This window comes from Microvirga sp. 2MCAF35, assembly GCF_052115545.1.
Classification (GTDB): domain Bacteria; phylum Pseudomonadota; class Alphaproteobacteria; order Rhizobiales; family Beijerinckiaceae; genus Microvirga.
In genome coordinates this window covers 55,533-70,697 of the sequence record NZ_JBFRGW010000008.1, presented here as the reverse complement: position 1 = coordinate 70,697, position 15,165 = coordinate 55,533, and the positions used below count along the sequence as shown (strand labels likewise).

The window sequence follows — 15,165 nt, the reverse complement described above, 5'->3', positions numbered from 1 at the left end:
GCTCCCGGGCGGCCAAAAGGGCAGCCTCATCGACTGGAAAGAGGCACGTCATGACGATTCAACGCATCAAGCCAGGCCCGCGCATGAGCGGCGCCGTCGTTCACGGCAACACGGTCTATCTCGCCGGCCAGGTCGCCAGCCAGAGCGCCGGGCAAAGCGTCACCGAGCAGACCAAGGAGATCCTCTCGATCATCGACAGCCTCCTGGCCGAGGCCGGCACCGACAAGTCGAAGATCCTGATGGCCAATATCTGGATCACCGACATGAGCACGTTCCAGGAGATGAACGCCGTGTGGGATGCCTGGGTCTCCCCCAGCAATACGCCCGCCCGCGCCACCGTCGAGGCAAAGCTCGCCGCCCCGGCCTTCAAGGTCGAGATCGCGGTGATCGCGGCGATTTAAAAGTTAGATTCTGCCCCGGGCTAAGAATTCAGCTTTTGTAGCCATATCGAAATATGATACTGTTACAAAAGTAGCTTTTTGCCCGGGTCTGCCATGTCAGAAAATTCATTGTCAGCAGTCATACCTGCTTTTGCAGGTAGCTCGACGACGTCACGCACTGTTCCATTCAGCGGAAACACTTCTATCGATGCCTTGCTGATCGGAAACGCTTGGGCCATCGACACCCTGACTTATAGCTTCCCTATCAGTGCGGCTGAATATGGAAATAACTATGGACAAGGTGAAACGGGCTTCGACAACAACGGGAACAGTCGCTTCAGCCCGGTCAACACTTTCCAAGCAACAGCGCTCGTCTTCGCTGCTTATACTGTAAGCCTTTATACCAACCTGAGCTTCGCGGCAGCCACTCAAGCTCCTGCCAATATTCGTTTCGGCTTGACCACATTCTGGAACACGGCTGCCGGCTACTATCCGCAGGGTTTCGGAACGGACGGTGACATCTGGATGAATCCTGGGGAAGGCGATCCTTTGGGTGGGCCGACCTATACGACTCCATTCCTCGGAAACTGGGGCTATGCCACGATCATGCACGAGCTGGGCCATGCCCTCGGCCTGGCGCATGGGCATAAGGAGAGCGAAACCGATAATCTGTTCCTTGAGTTTGATGAGGATAACTGGAACTACTCGGTCATGACATACCGGAGCTATTCCGGTGCGCAGCCCTTTCCCGTTCAGGGAAACACGGGAAGCGACAATCCCACCACCTACATGCAAAACGATATCGCCGCTCTCCAATATCTGTACGGCGCCAATTTCAACACCAATTCAGGCAACACCGTCTATCGCTGGAGCCCGACGACGGGCCAATTTACCGTCGATGGCACGGATTTGGGGACGCCGGTCAGCAACAAGATCTTCATGACCGTCTGGGACGGAAACGGGATCGATACCTACGACCTGTCCGCGTACACGAGCAATCTTACCGTCAATCTCCAACCCGGCGCCTTCTCCACCTTCAGCGCCACACAGCTGGCGGATCTGGACAGGGTCAACCACTCTATTCACGCGTTGGGTAACGTTGCCAATGCACGCCTTTATCAAGGCGACCCCCGTTCCTTGATCGAGAACGCCACCGGCGGAGGCGGACACGATAAAATAACGGGCAACGCCGCCGCCAACACCCTGATCGGCGATGGCGGCAACGACACGTTAGACGGCGGCGCCAACAACGACCGCCTGGAGGGCGGCGCCGGCACGAATACAGCCGTCTTCTCCGGCGCGTTTGGGAATTACAGAATCACCGCGAATACGGACGGAACCGTCACGGTAGAGGACTCGCGACAGAGTGGTGGTGACGGCCGGGATGTCCTGAAGGATGTCCAGTTCCTGGACTTCAGTGGCCAGATCGTAAGCGCCCCGCTCCCGACAACGCCTACGACACCGACCACTCCGACAACACCCACAACGCCAACGACTCCCACGACGCCGGCACCGGCCTCTCCCATTCTGCGAGGGACGAGCGGCGCAGACATCCTTTCCGGAACCGACATCGACGAGCAGCTCTTCGGCTATGCTGGCAAGGACATCCTGTCGGGCGACCTCGGCAACGACTCGCTCTTCGGCGGGGCCGGCAATGACCTGCTGACCGGCGGAGCGGGCCGCGATTTCTTCGTCTTCGACACGCGGGTTGCGAAGACGAATGTGGACCGGATCGTCGATTTCAAGTCCAAGGAGGACCGCATCCTGATCGACGACAAATTCTTCAAGGGCGTGGGCAAGGGATCGCTGTCGAAACCGGTCAAGCTCTCGAAGGACAAGTTCTATGTCGGCTCCTCGGCCAAGGATGCCAATGACCGTATCGTGTACAACAAGTCCAAGGGCGTCCTGTCCTACGATCCGGACGGCAACGGCCATCAGGCTGCGATCAAGTTCGCAACCGTGAAGGCCAAGATGGCCTTAAGCGCCGCGGACATCTTGATCATCTAAGCGGCGATGCATCGAAGGCGTATCGGCAAAAAAGAAGCGGGCCTCTCGGCCCGCTTCGTTCATTTGAACCTCGCGGAGGTCACGGGCAAGGATGGCGCAAGCCATCGTAGCCGAGATAGGTGCCCGAAGCCGGGTCGTAGGACTTGAAGCGCTGGGCGCAATAGCCGGCCGCGCTGGCACCCGGAGCCACGTAGGTCGGGGCGGCCTGGGCCTGCGACTGGGCGATGGCGCCGCCGATGATCGCACCCGTGGCAAGGCCGATGGCGCCTGCTGCGGCGGACCCGTAATCGCGACGATAATAGCGTGGGCCGTAATAGCCGTAGCGCGGACCGTAATGGCGTCCCACGTAGCGCGGGCCGCCACGGTAGTAACGCCGATACTGCACGTAATCGGACTGAACTTCGCCCTTCTTCATGGCGGCAACCAGTTCCTTGACCGGCGCCGTCTGTGTCTCGGCGGCAGAGACCGGAGCGGCAAGGCCAAAGGTACCAAGGGCTGCCGTGGCAACGGCAGCCATGACAAACTTACGCATGAGCTGACTCCTTCAATCGTGGGAAGCGAACGCCCTGACCGGGAGGTCGTTCCTCATTCTAGGAATTTTGGGTCATCTCTCGCGGGAATGTGAGGGTTCTTGGTCGTCGAAGGGGGTCTTTTCCTGACAGATCGAAAGCATGAATCTGCGGAAGCCACCGAAAGCAAAGACGGGCCTTTTCAGCCCGTCTCCCTCTGCCGAGAAAAGACTTGTTACGGGCAGGGATGCTTCCGCCCATCGTATCCGGTAAACGTCCCGGTTGCCGGATTGTAGGATCTGTAGCGCTGCGCACAGTAAGCCGAGGCATTGGCTCCGACACTGCCGGTCACCACAGGCTGTGAGGCTATGGCGCCACCAATCAGCGCCCCGGTCGCCGCTGCCGCACCGTAGCCATAGGGGTAGTAGGAGCCGCCATAATACGGGCGGTAGGCTCCGCCGTAATACGCCCCGCGATAATAAGGCCGCCCATAGGCCGCATAGGGCCGGTTATAGTAACGCCCGTTGTAAGAACGCCCCGTATAGGCGCGGCCCGCGGCGCCGCGATAGGCTCCCGCACGCACCGCGTTGCCGCGGTAAGCGCCCGCACGGGCCATATTGCCGCGATGGCCGCGATAAGCGCCGGCATGCATGCCGGCCGGCCTTCTCATGGCGGCGCCATGGGCACGCCCTCCACCGCGGCCGCCGCGAGCGGCATAGTCGGTCACAATCTGATTCTGATCGAGCAGTTGCTGGAACTTTGAAAAAGGCACCACCTGCGCGGAGGCTGAACCGGCGAACAAGGACGCCGGAGCAAGCACGGCTGTGGCCAAAGCGGCGAAGATGAACTTTCGCATGGCCGGCTCCTCCCATCTTAGGGCGAACGCGGAAATCCCCCGGGTCGTTCCGCTTTCGAGGATTGTCGGTCTATCTCTCTCGGGAACGTGAGGAGCGAAGGTCCGGTGCCATCTCGGGCTTCGGCGCGACGCCTCGCCTGCCCGCCATCCGCCCCTGCCCTGTCGGACACAGATCCAGAACCGCGCAGCGCTCACAGGCCGGGTTCTTGAAGAAACAGCAGCGCTGGCCGTGCAGCATCATGATTTCGTGGTGGTCGTAAACCTGTTGCGCATCCCAATCCTCGGGCAGCAGAGCGGCGAGCATCGCGTGGGACGGCCCGACCGCCGTCGATTGCGGGATGAGTCCCGTGCGTTGCGCCACCCGGTGATGATGGCTGTCGACCGGCAGAGCGGCCTTCCGCAGCTTCGAGAACGACAGCACGGCGGCACTGGTCTTCGGCCCGATCCCGGGAATGCTCTCGAGCCACGCCCTCGCCTCCTCGACCGGCATGGCGCCGAGGAAATCGAGCGAAAGATTGCCATGCCGTTCCTCAATGGCGTGCAGCACCGCTTGAAGACGCGGCGCCTTCTGCTCGGGCCACGTCACGCCCTGGATCGTCTCCTCCACCTCCTCCGTCGGCGCGTTCATCATGGCGCGCCAATCGCCATAGCGTGCCCTGAGAGCCTTGAAGGCGCGGCCCGAATCCGCGTTGCGGGTGCGATGGGACAGAAGCGAGGAGATCAGCTCGCTGAGCGGATCGAGGGAATGAAAGTAGGGAATTGGACAGCCATAGACGCCGCAGAGGCGCCGATGGATCGTCAGCGCCTTCTCTCTCAGGTCCTGCACGTCCGGATTCATCCCGATGCAAGTCGCGAATCGGGACAGTGGTTCCACACCGTAGTTTCGTCATCACCGGCTTTGTGCCGGTGATCTCGATGGCATGAAACGCCAAGCTTTTCCGTATCGGTATGGCCGGCACAAGGCCGGTCATAACGTAGGAGATGTCATTCCCGACCTACGACCGCCGGGAATGACAAAGGGTGTGCGATCACAGAATGAACCGGCTCAGATCCGTGTTCTTCGCCAGCGTCTCCACCTCGCCGCGCACATAGGCGGCATCGACGGTCACCGTTTCGCCCGAGCGGTCGGGCGCCGTGAACGAGACGTCGTCGAGCACGCGCTCCAGCACCGTCTGCAGACGGCGTGCACCGATGTTCTCGACCGAGTTGTTCACGTCGACAGCCACCTGGGCCAGCGCGTCGATGGCGTCGTCCGTGAAGACGAGGCTCACGCCCTCCGTCTGCATCAGCGCAACCGATTGCTTGATGAGGCTAGCTTCCGTTTCCGTGAGGATGCGCTTGAAATCCTCCACCGTCAGGGGCGAAAGCTCGACGCGGATCGGCAGGCGGCCCTGCAGTTCAGGCAGCAGGTCCGACGGTTTCGACACATGGAACGCCCCGGACGCGATGAAGAGGATGTGATCGGTCTTCACAGACCCGTATTTCGTCGACACGGTGGTGCCTTCGATCAGCGGCAGCAGATCGCGCTGCACGCCTTCGCGGGATACATCCGCGCCGGTGCGGCCCTCGCGGCCGGCGATCTTGTCGATCTCGTCGAGGAACACGATGCCGTTGTTCTCCACCTGGCGCAGAGCCTCCTGGACGATGGCGTCCTGATCGAGCATCTTGTCGGCTTCTTCCGTCACCAGCGGTTCGTAGGCCTCGCGCACGGTGGTGCGGCGAGTTTTCGCGCGTCCGCCTCCGAAGGCCTTGCCGAACATATCGGAGAGGTTGATCGCGCCGACCGATGCTCCTGGCATGCCGGGAATATCGAACATGGGCATGCCCTGCCCTCCGGTCGATTGCAGCTCGACTTCGATCTCCTTGTCGTCGAGCTCGTTGGCGCGCAGCTTGCGGCGGAAGGAATCGCGGGTGGCGGCGCTGGCGGTGGAGCCGACGAGCGCATCGAGCACACGCTCCTCCGCCGCCACATGCGCCTTCGCCTGCACCTGTCGACGGCGCTCCTCCTTCACGAGGCCGATGCCGATCTCCACGAGATCGCGCACGATCTGCTCCACGTCGCGGCCGACATAGCCGACCTCCGTGAACTTGGTTGCTTCGATTTTGATGAAGGGCGCGCCGGCAAGCTTGGCGAGACGACGGGAGATCTCGGTTTTGCCGCAGCCGGTGGGGCCGATCATCAGAATGTTCTTCGGCGCCACCTCTTCACGCAAGGAGCCTTCGAGCTGCTGCCGGCGCCAGCGGTTGCGCAAGGCAATGGCGACCGCGCGCTTGGCGTCGTTCTGGCCGACGATGTAGCGGTCGAGTTCGGAAACGATTTCGCGGGGGGAGAATGTGGTCATAGCTTCATATCTTCCGGTGTCATCCCCGGCTGCAGGCAGCGAACGCTGCTGGAGGGGAAGGGGATCCACAATCAAGGTCTTCCGTGTCTGGATCCCCTTCCCGACCGCGTTGCGTCGCCGGGGATGACACGAACGGATATTATGCGGTTTCCAATGTCTCGATGACGATGTTGGCATTGGTATAGACGCAGATCTCGGCCGCGATGGCGAGAGACCGGCGCACGATGGCCTCCGCATCCATGTCGGAATCGGCGAGCGCCCGCGCGGCGGCCAGCGCATAATTGCCGCCGGAGCCGATCGCCATGATGCCGTTCTCCGGCTCGAGCACGTCGCCGGCGCCGGAGAGGAGCAGCCCTACTTCCTTGTCGGCGACGAGCATCATGGCCTCCAGGCGGCGCAGATACCGGTCAGTACGCCAGTCCTTGGTGAGCTCGACGCAGGCACGGGTGAGCTGGCCGGGATATTGCTCGAGCTTGGCCTCGAGCCGCTCGAACAGGGTGAAGGCATCGGCCGTGGAGCCGGCAAAGCCTCCGATCACGCCGCCCTTGGCCAGGCGGCGGACTTTCTTCGCATTGCCCTTAACGACGGTCTGGCCGAGGCTCACCTGCCCGTCCCCGCCGATGACGACGCGGCCGCCCTTGCGGACCATGAGGATCGTGGTGGCATGCATGAGGGGGGAGGCGTCTTCGGACAAAGCAGGGGCTCCGGCGGGCAGGAAGGAAACAATCGTTCGGTCCCTCACTTAGTCATTCATAGCCTGAAAACAACGCGAATTCTTCGTGACGCCCTCCTCCGTCATCACCGGGCTTGCCCCGGGGATCTCGATTGCATGAAACGCTGAGTTTGCCCGTATCGGGATGGCCGGCACAGGGTTAGGCCATGACCCGGGAGGGCACGCCGACGCCTCATGACACCCTGAAAAGGGACGCATGCCGAACCACGCCCCGGGTGGCATTTTTCGTCGCAGCTTGCTAGAAGGCCCGTCTCTGGTTCCGCAAAGGATTTTGATGATGCGCTCCGCGAGCGTCAGCCGTCGCACCGCCGAGACCGATGTCGCCGTGTCGATTGCCCTCGATGGCTCCGGCAAGGCCGAGATCTCCACGGGGGTCGGCTTCCTCGACCATATGCTCGAACTGTTCGCCCGACACGGTCTCTTCGATCTGACCGTGAAGGTGACCGGCGACCTGCATGTGGACCAGCATCATACGACCGAGGACACCGGCATCGCGCTCGGTCAGGCCATCCTGCAGGCGCTTGGCGATAAAAAGGGCATCTCGCGCTATGCCGACATCCATCTCCCGATGGACGAGACCTTGACGCGCGTCGCCCTCGACATATCGGGCCGTCCCTTCCTGGTGTTCCGGACCACCTTCCCGACGGAGAAGATCGGCGTTTTCGACACCGAACTGGTGCGCGAGTTCCATCAGGCCTTCGCCATCAATGCGGGCCTGACGCTCCACGTGGAGACGCTCTACGGGGAGAACAGCCACCATATCGCCGAGAGCTGCTTCAAAGGCTTGGCACGGGCCTTGCGTCAGGCCGTTGCGCTGGACCCAAGGGAAGAGGGCCGCGTTCCCTCCACCAAGGGTACGCTCTAAGTTCTAAGCAAGACCCCTGTCCGGCGGACACGCCAGCGTCACCTCACCGGACGAGGCTTGAGGAAACGTCGCCATGACCACCTATACCCTGCACCTCCCGCGCGATGCGCGGCCGGGTGATCCGACGGCTCTGGAGGATTCGGAGCTCCTGAAGGATGCCTTCTCCTGGGGAGCTTTCTTCTTCACGTTCCTGTGGTTCTTCTACCACCGGCTCTGGCTCGCCGGGATCGGCGTGCTGGTCGTCGTCTTTGGCTTCGGTGGCCTCCTGGCCCTGCTCGACGTGCATCCGCTGGCGGGATCCATCGCTCAGCTCCTCCTGCAGGCGCTGATCGGGCTCGAAGCCAACAGCCTGCGGCGCTGGACATTGGCGCGCCGTGGCCTGGCCATGGTCGACGCGGTCACGGCGGAGGACCAGGACGAGGCGGAGGCCAAGGCCTTCGCCCGCTGGCTCGAAGCCAGGCCGTCCGCCCCGTCCCGCAGCACGGCGCCCTCACCCATCCTGTCCACCCCCCGGAGGGCCGAACCGGTCATCGGCCTCTTTCCCGATGCGGAGCGTCCCCGGTGAGCGTCGTCATCATCGATTACGGGTCCGGCAACCTGCACTCCGCCGCCAAGGCTTTCGAGCGAGCGGCCCGCGAGGCGGAGCTCGACCTCCCCATCGTCGTCTCGTCCGACCCGGCTCTCGTCGCAAAGGCGGACCGGATCGTGCTGCCGGGCGTCGGCGCCTTCGCCGATTGCCGTCGCGGCCTCGATTCAGTGTCCGGCATGGTGGAGGCGCTGCAGCGGCGTGTCCATGAGGACAAGCGGCCCTTCCTCGGCATCTGCGTCGGCATGCAGCTCATGGCGACCCGGGGGCTGGAGCATACGACGAGCTACGGACTCGACTGGATCCACGGCGACGTGAAGGCGATCACGCCAAGCGATCCGTCCCTCAAGATCCCCCATATGGGCTGGAACACGCTTGAAGTGGCGAAGCCGCACCCGCTGCTGGAGGGGATTCCCACCGGGCCGGACGGGCTGCACGCCTATTTCGTGCATTCCTATGCGCTCTCGTCCACGAACCCCGATGACGTGGTCGCCACCACCGATTACGGCGGGCCCGTGACGGCCATCGTCGGGCGGGACAACCTCGTCGGCACCCAGTTTCACCCCGAGAAGAGCCAGGCGCTCGGCCTCAAGCTCATCGCCAATTTTTTAAGGTGGCGCCCGTGATCCTTTATCCTGCCATCGATCTCAAGGAAGGTCGCTGCGTCCGCCTCGTTCAAGGCGACATGGACCAGGCGACCGTGTTCAACGACGATCCCGCCGACCAGGCCGTCACCTTCGAGGCCCAGGGCTTCGAGTGGCTGCACGTGGTCGACCTCGACGGCGCCTTCGCGGGCAAGCCGATGAACGCCTCCGCCGTCGAGACCATCCTGAAGCGCGTTTCGATCCCGGTGCAGCTCGGCGGCGGCATCCGCGACATGAAGACGGTGGACGGCTGGCTCGGCAAGGGCGTGTCCCGCGTCATCATCGGCACGGCCGCCGTGCGCGATCCGGCTTTCGTGCGCGAGGCCGCGCGCCTCCATCCGGGCAAGATCGCGGTCGGCATCGACGCCAAGGACGGGCTGGTCGCCGTGGAAGGCTGGGCGCAGACCTCGACCCTGTCGGCGGAAGAGCTCGGCCGCCGCTTCGAGGATGCGGGCGTGGCCGCCATCATCTACACGGACATCGCCCGCGACGGCATCCTGAAGGGTCTCAACTTCCCGATGACCTTAGGCCTCGCCCGCGCCGTCTCGATCCCGGTCATCGCCTCGGGCGGGCTCGCCTCCATGGCCGATATCGAGCGCCTGACCCAACCCGATTGCGCCGTCCTCAACGGCGCCGTCTCCGGCCGGGCCCTCTATGACGGGCGCATCGATCCGGAGGAGGCGCTGGCGCTGCTCCGCTCCGCGCGTAAGGAGCCCGTCTGATGCTCAAGGTCCGTCTCATTCCTTGCCTCGACGTCAAGGACGGGCGCGTCGTGAAGGGCGTGCAGTTCGTCGACCTCGTCGATGCGGGCGATCCCGTGGAAGCGGCCAAGGCCTATGATGCGGCCGGAGCCGACGAGCTCTGCTTCCTCGACATCACCGCGAGCCATGAGGCGAGGGGGATCCTGCTCGACGCGGTGCAGCGCACGGCGGAAGCCTGCTTCATGCCGCTCACCGTGGGCGGCGGCGTGCGCACAGTCGAGGACATCCGCAAGCTCCTGCTCGCCGGTGCCGACAAGGTCTCGATCAACACCACGGCCGTCAAGAACCCGGATTTCGTGCGCGAAGCGGCTGAAAAGTTCGGCGCGCAATGCATCGTGGTCGCCATCGATGCTAAGAAGGTATCGGGGGAAGGCGAGGAGCCGCGCTGGGAGATCTTCACCCATGGCGGGCGTACCGCCACCGGCATCGACGCCGTCGCGTTCGCCCGGCAGGTGGCGGAGCTGGGGGCAGGGGAGCTTCTGGTCACCTCCATGGACCGGGACGGCACCAAGGGCGGCTATGATCTCGCGCTGGTGCGCGCCATCGCGGACGCGGTTTCCATACCGGTCATCGCCTCGGGCGGCGTCGGCAATCTCGATCACCTGGTCGACGGCGTCGAGAAAGGTCATGCCAGCGCCGTGCTCGCGGCTTCCATCTTCCATTTCGGCACCCACACGATTTCGGAAGCCAAGGGCTACATGGCCGGGAAGGGTCTCAAGATGCGCCTCGATGAACCGGCGCAGAGCCCTGTCGAGCGGCTCCAGACAGCGTGAAGGAATTCGCCCATGACGATCTCCAACGAGGATGATCTGGACAAGCTCAAGGAGATCGGCAGGATCGTCGCCAATGCCCTCGAGGCCATGGCCGCGGCCCTCGAGCCGGGCATGACGACGGCGGAGCTCGACATGATCGGGCGCCGGCTCCTTGAACAGGCTGGCGCCCGGTCCGGTCCGGAGCTTGTCTACGATTTTCCCGGCGCGACCTGCATCAGCGTGAACGAGCAGGTCGCCCATGGCATTCCCGGACCGCGCCGGATCGAGGCCGGCGACCTCGTGAACATCGATATCTCGGCGGAAAAGAACGGGCTCTATGCCGATACCGGGGCGTCCTTCGCCGTTCCACCGATCACGAACGCCACGAAACGACTCTGCCGGGATGGGCGGCGCGCCATGTGGGTCGGCTTGCGCCAGGTCGGCGCCGACAGGCCGATCGCCGGAATCGGCCATGCCATCGGGCAATTCGCCGAGAAGAACGGCTATACCCTGGTCCGCAACCTGGCGAGCCATGGAATCGGCCATTCCCTTCACGAAGAGCCCGGAGAGATCCCCACCTGGCCGGATCGCTCGGAGCGCCGGATCATGAATGACGGCCTCGTTTTCACGGTGGAGCCGTTCCTGTCGCTCGGCGCGAATTGGGCGACGGACGGCGACGACGAATGGACCTTGCTCAGCGAGCCGCGCGCCCCCACGGTGCAATACGAGCACACGGTCGTCGCCACCCGTAACGGTCCCCTTGTCGTCACATTACCGGGCTAGTCCAACCATGACCTCCTTCACCCTCGACGATCTCGCCCGCATTGTGGCCGAGCGCGCGGCTGCGCCGGCGACGGAATCCTACACGGCCAAACTGATCGGCGGCGGGCCGGCCAAGGCGGCCAAGAAATTGGGCGAGGAGGCCGTGGAGGCCGCCATCGCGGCCGTGCAGGGCGACCGGCAGAACCTCACGGCCGAGGCGGCCGATGTGCTCTATCACCTTTTGGTCGTGTTGCAGGGCGCCGATATTCCTCTAAGTGACGTGATGGCCGAATTGGAGCGCCGTACGGCGCAGTCGGGCCTTGCGGAGAAGGCCGCGCGCAAGGCCTAAATTGGAAAGAGGTGGTTCGCATGGACCAGCCCAACCTGGTGTCCGCCGCCGAGGACGATGACGGCCTCTCGCCTTATCGCACCTTCACGCGCGACGAATGGGCCCGGTTGCGCGCCGACGCACCCATGACGCTGACCGCCGACGAGGTGGTTCAGCTGCAATCCCTCAACGATCCGATCTCGCTGGACGAGGTGGCGGCGATCTACCTGCCGCTGTCGCGCCTCCTGTCCCTCTACGTCGCGGCGACGCAAGGCCTGTTCAAGGCGACCCAGCGCTTCCTCCTCGCGGAGCATCAGGAGAAGGTCCCCTACATCATCGGCGTGGCGGGTTCGGTGGCGGTCGGCAAGTCCACCACGGCCCGCGTGCTGAAAGCCCTTCTCGCCCGCTGGCCCAACACCCCGAAGGTCGACCTCGTGACCACGGACGGGTTCCTCCTCCCCAATGCCGAGCTCACGCGGCTCAACCTGATGGAGCGAAAGGGATTTCCAGAGAGCTACGACACGGGAAAGCTCCTGCATTTCCTCGCCGACATCAAGGCCGGCAAGCGCAACGTGAAGGCGCCGCTCTATTCGCACCTCGTCTATGACGTGGTGCCCGGCGAGGAGACGAATGTCGATCGGCCGGACATCCTCATCGTCGAGGGACTCAACGTGCTTCAGCCGGCGCGCATGCCCAAGGACGGCACGGCCATTCCCTTCGTGTCCGATTTCTTCGACTTCTCGGTCTATATCGACGCCGACGAGGTGGACCTGCACCGCTGGTACGTGAACCGATTCCTGCGCCTGCGCCACACCGCCTTCCGCGATCCCCTGTCCTATTTCCGGCGCTATGCGGAACTCGCGGAAGCAGAGGCCATTGCCATCGCCGAAGGCTTGTGGAACCGCATCAACCTGGTGAACCTGCAGGAAAACATCGTGCCGACCCGCCAGCGCGCGAGCCTGATTCTGAAGAAGGGCCCAAGCCACCGGATCGAGACGGTGGCGCTGAGAAGGCTTTGAACGCGCCAACCTTTCCATAGCCATGGGCGTTGTGCCTCCACATGAACGGAGGACGCATGTCATCGCAACCGGTCGACGAAAAGCTCAAGCGCAGCGCAGAGCATGCGAAGGAGGCGGCCGAGCAGACCCAGGAAGCGGCCGAACACACGCAGGCTGCCGCCAAAACGACGGCGAAGGCCAGCGTGCAGATGAAGGACAGCGCCGACCGGCGCACGGAATTGGCCGCCAACCGCACGGTCTTCGCCGCTGAACGGACTTATGCGGCCTGGGTGCGCACGGGGCTGGCATCGCTCGCCTCAGGTATTGGGGCGAAAAAGCTCCTGGGCGGCGTGGTGCCGGACTGGATGATCGTCTCCACCGGGTCGATCCTGATCCTGTTCAGCGCCTTCTGTTTCGCGGCTGCCGTCTGGCGTCAGGTCTTCACCGGTTCCCAGCCGCCGCAGCCCGACGTGCAGCGCCTTCCGCCGTTCCTGCTCATCGCCTTCAACGGCTTCCTGGCACTCGTCTCGCTGGCCGCCCTGTTCAGCATTTGGTTCGGGCGAACGGGCGGGTGAGAGCGGCCTTCAGGAGGCAGGACGCGTTCGAGAGGGTTTCACTCCCGGAACGCCCCTTCGACCGGGGCCGACAATTCTTCATCCGCCGCACGGATTTCACCGATGACCCGTGCAAAAGCCGGTCGCGTGCTGAGCCTTCCATACCAGGAGGCCAGGGTTTCGTGGCCCTTCAGGGACGGACCGCCTAGGCGGCGGGTCCAGAAAACGGCCATGAACACCGCGATGTCGGCAGCCGAGAAGGCGCCGCAGAGATAATCCTTGCCCTGGAATGCGCGGTCGATCTCGGCGAAATGGCCGGCGAGGACCGTTTCGGCCTCCCGGGCCTTGTCTTCCTTCGCGCGCCAGCGCTCCGGATCGTCGGGCTTCGGCTCCGTGCGGTGCATCAGGAAGCGTAAGGGGGCCAGCATGACCTCGTCGCCGAACACATCGAAGAGCCGGCAACGGGCACGTTCGATCGACGCCTTCGGGTAAAGCGCCGGATCCGGGTACGCATCCTCAAGGTATTCAATGATCACGGTCGAATCGTAGAGCGACAGGTCCCTGTCGACGAGGACCGGGACCTGCCCCTTGGGATTGATGGCCAACACGTCGGGATTCTTCGGGCTGTAGCCCCTCGTCTGCGTGAACGGCACCAGGATCTGCTCGAAGACGAGCCCCTTCTCGTGAAGGGCGATCTCGACCTTGCGGGAGAAGAGGCTGACCGGACCGGAATAGAGCTTCATCGGGGTGCCTTTCGGGACATCATCGGCTGAAAGCGGCAGGCAGGTGGTCCTGCCAGGAGGCGACATTCAAGCTCTCCACATCGGCCCGCGACAAGCCGATATCGGCGAGTTCCCGGTCGTCCATCCGGTACAGAGCCTTGGCATTCTCGCGCGCATCGAGCCAGGCTTCGACCCTGAGCAGAAGCTGCAGCAACACGTTCCTGCGCTCGCGATGGGCAGATGTGAGCCCAAGATTTCCTGCGGCATATCCAATCGCCATGACGGATCTCCTTCAACGGCGTTCCATTGAGAAGAATGTGCTCCCGTGATAGGTTATAAGCAAACGAGAACTTCTTGAGCTATGCCCAAGGAAAACTTGGGCAAGCATCCTGGAGATCCCATGTCCCGCCGCAGACTTCCTCCGCTCAATGCCCTGCGCGCCTTCGAGGCTGCGGCCCGCCACCTGAATTTCGAGAAGGCGGGCGACGAGATCGCCGTGACGGCGAGCGCCGTGGGTCAGCAGGTAAGGTCGTTGGAGGCTTGGCTCGGGCGTCCTCTCTTCCTGCGCCAGCCCAGTCGCGGCGTGGCGCTGACGCCGCTCGGCGAGCATTACGCCGCCTCCCTGACCGACATCCTCGACCGGCTCGACAACGCGACGGCCCAGGCCCTGCGCTCGGACCGGTCGAACGTCATCACGGTGAGTTCCATGCCGAGTTTCGCATCAGGCTGGCTCATCCCTCGGTTGGGCTCTCTCAAGGAGCAGCATCCCGACCTGGAGGTGAGGGTCTCCGTCGATACGCGGCTGACGGACTTCGCCCGGGAAGATGTGGACGTGGCGATCCGCTTCGGTCGCGGAAACTATCCGGGTCTCCGATCGGATCTGATGATGGAGGAATATTTCTTCGCCGTCTGCAGCGCATCGTTGCTGGGCGACCCTGAGCGCCCCCTGAACGAGCCGGCGGATCTGCGCCATCACACCCTGCTGCACGAGAGCGTCTACAGCATTCCCGACTACACCACCTGGGACCGCTGGCTCGCCGCCGTCGGCGTCACCGGCCTCGACATCTCTCGCGGCCCGCATTTTCCGCACACTTACCTTTGCCTCCAGGCCGCGGCCTCCGGGCAGGGCGTGGCGCTCGCGACAAACGTGCTGATCGGCGATTACCTGCAGGCCGGACGCCTCGTCCAGCCGTTTCCCCAGCAGGTGAAGGGGTCCTACCAGTATTACGTGGTCTGTCCGGAAGTCACCGCTGACCGGCCGGCCCTCGCGGCCTTTCGGAGGTGGCTGCTGGAGGAGGCGGCGATGCATGCCGAGGCGGGGAGGGCCTAACCCTCCCACGTCATGGCCGGCCTCGTGCCGGCCATC

The 15,165-nt window shown here is 63.7% G+C and carries 19 protein-coding genes; 12 read left to right on the top strand and 7 right to left on the bottom strand.

Translation table 11 applies throughout. The features are described from left to right. Positions 1–50 precede the first annotated feature (50 nt). Both AB4097_RS06370 and AB4097_RS06365 read left to right on the top strand, forming a co-directional pair. Positions 51–401 carry a RidA family protein gene (locus AB4097_RS06370; protein WP_442037769.1) on the top strand — a complete coding sequence of 117 codons (351 nt, stop codon included), beginning with the start codon at positions 51–53 and terminating at the stop codon, positions 399–401. 93 nt (positions 402–494) lie between these two features. Next, a complete protein-coding gene (locus tag AB4097_RS06365; protein ID WP_442037768.1) occupies positions 495–2,387 on the top strand; it encodes a M10 family metallopeptidase in 1,893 nt (630 codons plus the stop codon). A gap of 79 nt (positions 2,388–2,466) precedes the next feature. Here the strand turns inward: AB4097_RS06365 and AB4097_RS06360 are convergent, their stop codons facing one another. The 5 genes from AB4097_RS06360 to hslV all read right to left on the bottom strand — a co-directional run bounded on the left by AB4097_RS06360 (position 2,467) and on the right by hslV (position 6,764). Then, a complete protein-coding gene (locus tag AB4097_RS06360) occupies positions 2,467–2,919 on the bottom strand; it encodes a BA14K family protein (RefSeq protein ID WP_442037767.1) in 453 nt (150 codons plus the stop codon). A gap of 212 nt (positions 2,920–3,131) precedes the next feature. Continuing rightward, positions 3,132–3,752, bottom strand: a complete 621-nt coding sequence (locus AB4097_RS06355) for a BA14K family protein (RefSeq protein ID WP_442037766.1) — start codon at positions 3,750–3,752, stop codon at positions 3,132–3,134. A gap of 70 nt (positions 3,753–3,822) precedes the next feature. Further along, positions 3,823–4,590: an endonuclease III domain-containing protein gene (locus AB4097_RS06350; protein ID WP_442037765.1), complete on the bottom strand. Its 768-nt coding sequence runs from the start codon at positions 4,588–4,590 to the stop codon at positions 3,823–3,825. 190 nt (positions 4,591–4,780) lie between these two features. After that, positions 4,781–6,094: an ATP-dependent protease ATPase subunit HslU gene (hslU, locus tag AB4097_RS06345; RefSeq protein WP_442037764.1), complete on the bottom strand. Its 1,314-nt coding sequence runs from the start codon at positions 6,092–6,094 to the stop codon at positions 4,781–4,783. Positions 6,095–6,233: 139 nt separating this feature from the next. Next, complete coding sequence (hslV, locus tag AB4097_RS06340; RefSeq protein WP_442037828.1) at positions 6,234–6,764, bottom strand: ATP-dependent protease subunit HslV; 531 nt, start codon at positions 6,762–6,764, stop codon at positions 6,234–6,236. Between the two features lie 340 nt (positions 6,765–7,104). Here hslV and hisB point away from each other — a divergent pair, with 340 nt between their 5' ends. From hisB to AB4097_RS06295, 9 genes are all read left to right on the top strand, one after another. Next, complete coding sequence (gene hisB / locus AB4097_RS06335) at positions 7,105–7,692, top strand: imidazoleglycerol-phosphate dehydratase HisB (protein WP_442037763.1); 588 nt, start codon at positions 7,105–7,107, stop codon at positions 7,690–7,692. 73 nt (positions 7,693–7,765) lie between these two features. Next, positions 7,766–8,257: a DUF2628 domain-containing protein gene (locus AB4097_RS06330; RefSeq protein WP_442037762.1), complete on the top strand. Its 492-nt coding sequence runs from the start codon at positions 7,766–7,768 to the stop codon at positions 8,255–8,257. Then, the gene (gene hisH, locus AB4097_RS06325) at positions 8,254–8,904 is read left to right on the top strand and encodes an imidazole glycerol phosphate synthase subunit HisH (RefSeq protein ID WP_442037761.1); all 651 of its coding nucleotides are present in this window, start codon (positions 8,254–8,256) and stop codon (positions 8,902–8,904) included. Before AB4097_RS06330 ends, hisH begins: the two co-directional genes overlap by 4 nt. Next, positions 8,892–9,644, top strand: coding sequence for a 1-(5-phosphoribosyl)-5-[(5-phosphoribosylamino)methylideneamino]imidazole-4-carboxamide isomerase (gene hisA / locus AB4097_RS06320; RefSeq protein ID WP_442037760.1), 753 nt, complete (start codon positions 8,892–8,894; stop codon positions 9,642–9,644). Before hisH ends, hisA begins: the two co-directional genes overlap by 13 nt. Further along, complete coding sequence (hisF, locus tag AB4097_RS06315; RefSeq protein ID WP_442037759.1) at positions 9,644–10,456, top strand: imidazole glycerol phosphate synthase subunit HisF; 813 nt, start codon at positions 9,644–9,646, stop codon at positions 10,454–10,456. The genes hisA and hisF overlap by 1 nt, the downstream gene beginning before the upstream one ends. A 12-nt stretch (positions 10,457–10,468) precedes the next feature. Further along, positions 10,469–11,218, top strand: coding sequence for a type I methionyl aminopeptidase (map, locus tag AB4097_RS06310; RefSeq protein ID WP_442037758.1), 750 nt, complete (start codon positions 10,469–10,471; stop codon positions 11,216–11,218). A gap of 7 nt (positions 11,219–11,225) precedes the next feature. Further along, positions 11,226–11,546, top strand: coding sequence for a phosphoribosyl-ATP diphosphatase (locus tag AB4097_RS06305; RefSeq protein WP_442037757.1), 321 nt, complete (start codon positions 11,226–11,228; stop codon positions 11,544–11,546). A 20-nt stretch (positions 11,547–11,566) separates the two neighbouring features. Beyond that, positions 11,567–12,544, top strand: coding sequence for a type I pantothenate kinase (gene coaA / locus AB4097_RS06300; RefSeq protein ID WP_442037756.1), 978 nt, complete (start codon positions 11,567–11,569; stop codon positions 12,542–12,544). Between the two features lie 56 nt (positions 12,545–12,600). Next, on the top strand, positions 12,601–13,098 hold the full coding sequence (locus tag AB4097_RS06295; protein ID WP_442037755.1) for a YidH family protein: 498 nt from the start codon (positions 12,601–12,603) through the stop codon (positions 13,096–13,098). A 38-nt stretch (positions 13,099–13,136) separates the two neighbouring features. Here AB4097_RS06295 and AB4097_RS06290 read toward each other — a convergent pair whose 3' ends face one another. Together AB4097_RS06290 and AB4097_RS06285 are read right to left on the bottom strand one after the other, a co-directional pair. After that, entirely contained in the window at positions 13,137–13,820 is a 684-nt protein-coding gene (locus tag AB4097_RS06290; protein WP_442037754.1) for a glutathione S-transferase family protein, read from the bottom strand. Positions 13,821–13,839: 19 nt separating this feature from the next. Continuing rightward, positions 13,840–14,079 (bottom strand): DUF1127 domain-containing protein, encoded by a 240-nt coding sequence (locus AB4097_RS06285; RefSeq protein ID WP_442037753.1) that lies wholly within the window; start codon positions 14,077–14,079, stop codon positions 13,840–13,842. A gap of 120 nt (positions 14,080–14,199) precedes the next feature. Here AB4097_RS06285 and AB4097_RS06280 point away from each other — a divergent pair, with 120 nt between their 5' ends. Beyond that, positions 14,200–15,129: a transcriptional regulator GcvA gene (locus AB4097_RS06280; RefSeq protein WP_442037752.1), complete on the top strand. Its 930-nt coding sequence runs from the start codon at positions 14,200–14,202 to the stop codon at positions 15,127–15,129. The last annotated feature ends 36 nt before the right edge of the window (positions 15,130–15,165 follow it).

Excerpts from the sequence above, each read along its gene's own strand:
- AB4097_RS06370 (WP_442037769.1), top strand. The coding sequence starts at position 51 with ATGACGATTCAACGCATCAAGCCAGGCCCGCGCATGAGCGGCGCCGTC.
- AB4097_RS06365 (WP_442037768.1), top strand. The coding sequence starts at position 495 with ATGTCAGAAAATTCATTGTCAGCAGTCATACCTGCTTTTGCAGGTAGC.
- AB4097_RS06360 (WP_442037767.1), bottom strand. The coding sequence starts at position 2,919 with ATGCGTAAGTTTGTCATGGCTGCCGTTGCCACGGCAGCCCTTGGTACC.
- AB4097_RS06355 (WP_442037766.1), bottom strand. The coding sequence starts at position 3,752 with ATGCGAAAGTTCATCTTCGCCGCTTTGGCCACAGCCGTGCTTGCTCCG.
- AB4097_RS06350 (WP_442037765.1), bottom strand. The coding sequence starts at position 4,590 with ATGAATCCGGACGTGCAGGACCTGAGAGAGAAGGCGCTGACGATCCAT.
- hslU (WP_442037764.1), bottom strand. The coding sequence starts at position 6,094 with ATGACCACATTCTCCCCCCGCGAAATCGTTTCCGAACTCGACCGCTAC.
- hslV (WP_442037828.1), bottom strand. The coding sequence starts at position 6,764 with ATGCATGCCACCACGATCCTCATGGTCCGCAAGGGCGGCCGCGTCGTC.
- hisB (WP_442037763.1), top strand. The coding sequence starts at position 7,105 with ATGCGCTCCGCGAGCGTCAGCCGTCGCACCGCCGAGACCGATGTCGCC.
- AB4097_RS06330 (WP_442037762.1), top strand. The coding sequence starts at position 7,766 with ATGACCACCTATACCCTGCACCTCCCGCGCGATGCGCGGCCGGGTGAT.
- hisF (WP_442037759.1), top strand. The coding sequence starts at position 9,644 with ATGCTCAAGGTCCGTCTCATTCCTTGCCTCGACGTCAAGGACGGGCGC.
- map (WP_442037758.1), top strand. The coding sequence starts at position 10,469 with ATGACGATCTCCAACGAGGATGATCTGGACAAGCTCAAGGAGATCGGC.
- AB4097_RS06305 (WP_442037757.1), top strand. The coding sequence starts at position 11,226 with ATGACCTCCTTCACCCTCGACGATCTCGCCCGCATTGTGGCCGAGCGC.
- coaA (WP_442037756.1), top strand. The coding sequence starts at position 11,567 with ATGGACCAGCCCAACCTGGTGTCCGCCGCCGAGGACGATGACGGCCTC.
- AB4097_RS06295 (WP_442037755.1), top strand. The coding sequence starts at position 12,601 with ATGTCATCGCAACCGGTCGACGAAAAGCTCAAGCGCAGCGCAGAGCAT.
- AB4097_RS06290 (WP_442037754.1), bottom strand. The coding sequence starts at position 13,820 with ATGAAGCTCTATTCCGGTCCGGTCAGCCTCTTCTCCCGCAAGGTCGAG.
- AB4097_RS06285 (WP_442037753.1), bottom strand. The coding sequence starts at position 14,079 with ATGGCGATTGGATATGCCGCAGGAAATCTTGGGCTCACATCTGCCCAT.
- AB4097_RS06280 (WP_442037752.1), top strand. The coding sequence starts at position 14,200 with ATGTCCCGCCGCAGACTTCCTCCGCTCAATGCCCTGCGCGCCTTCGAG.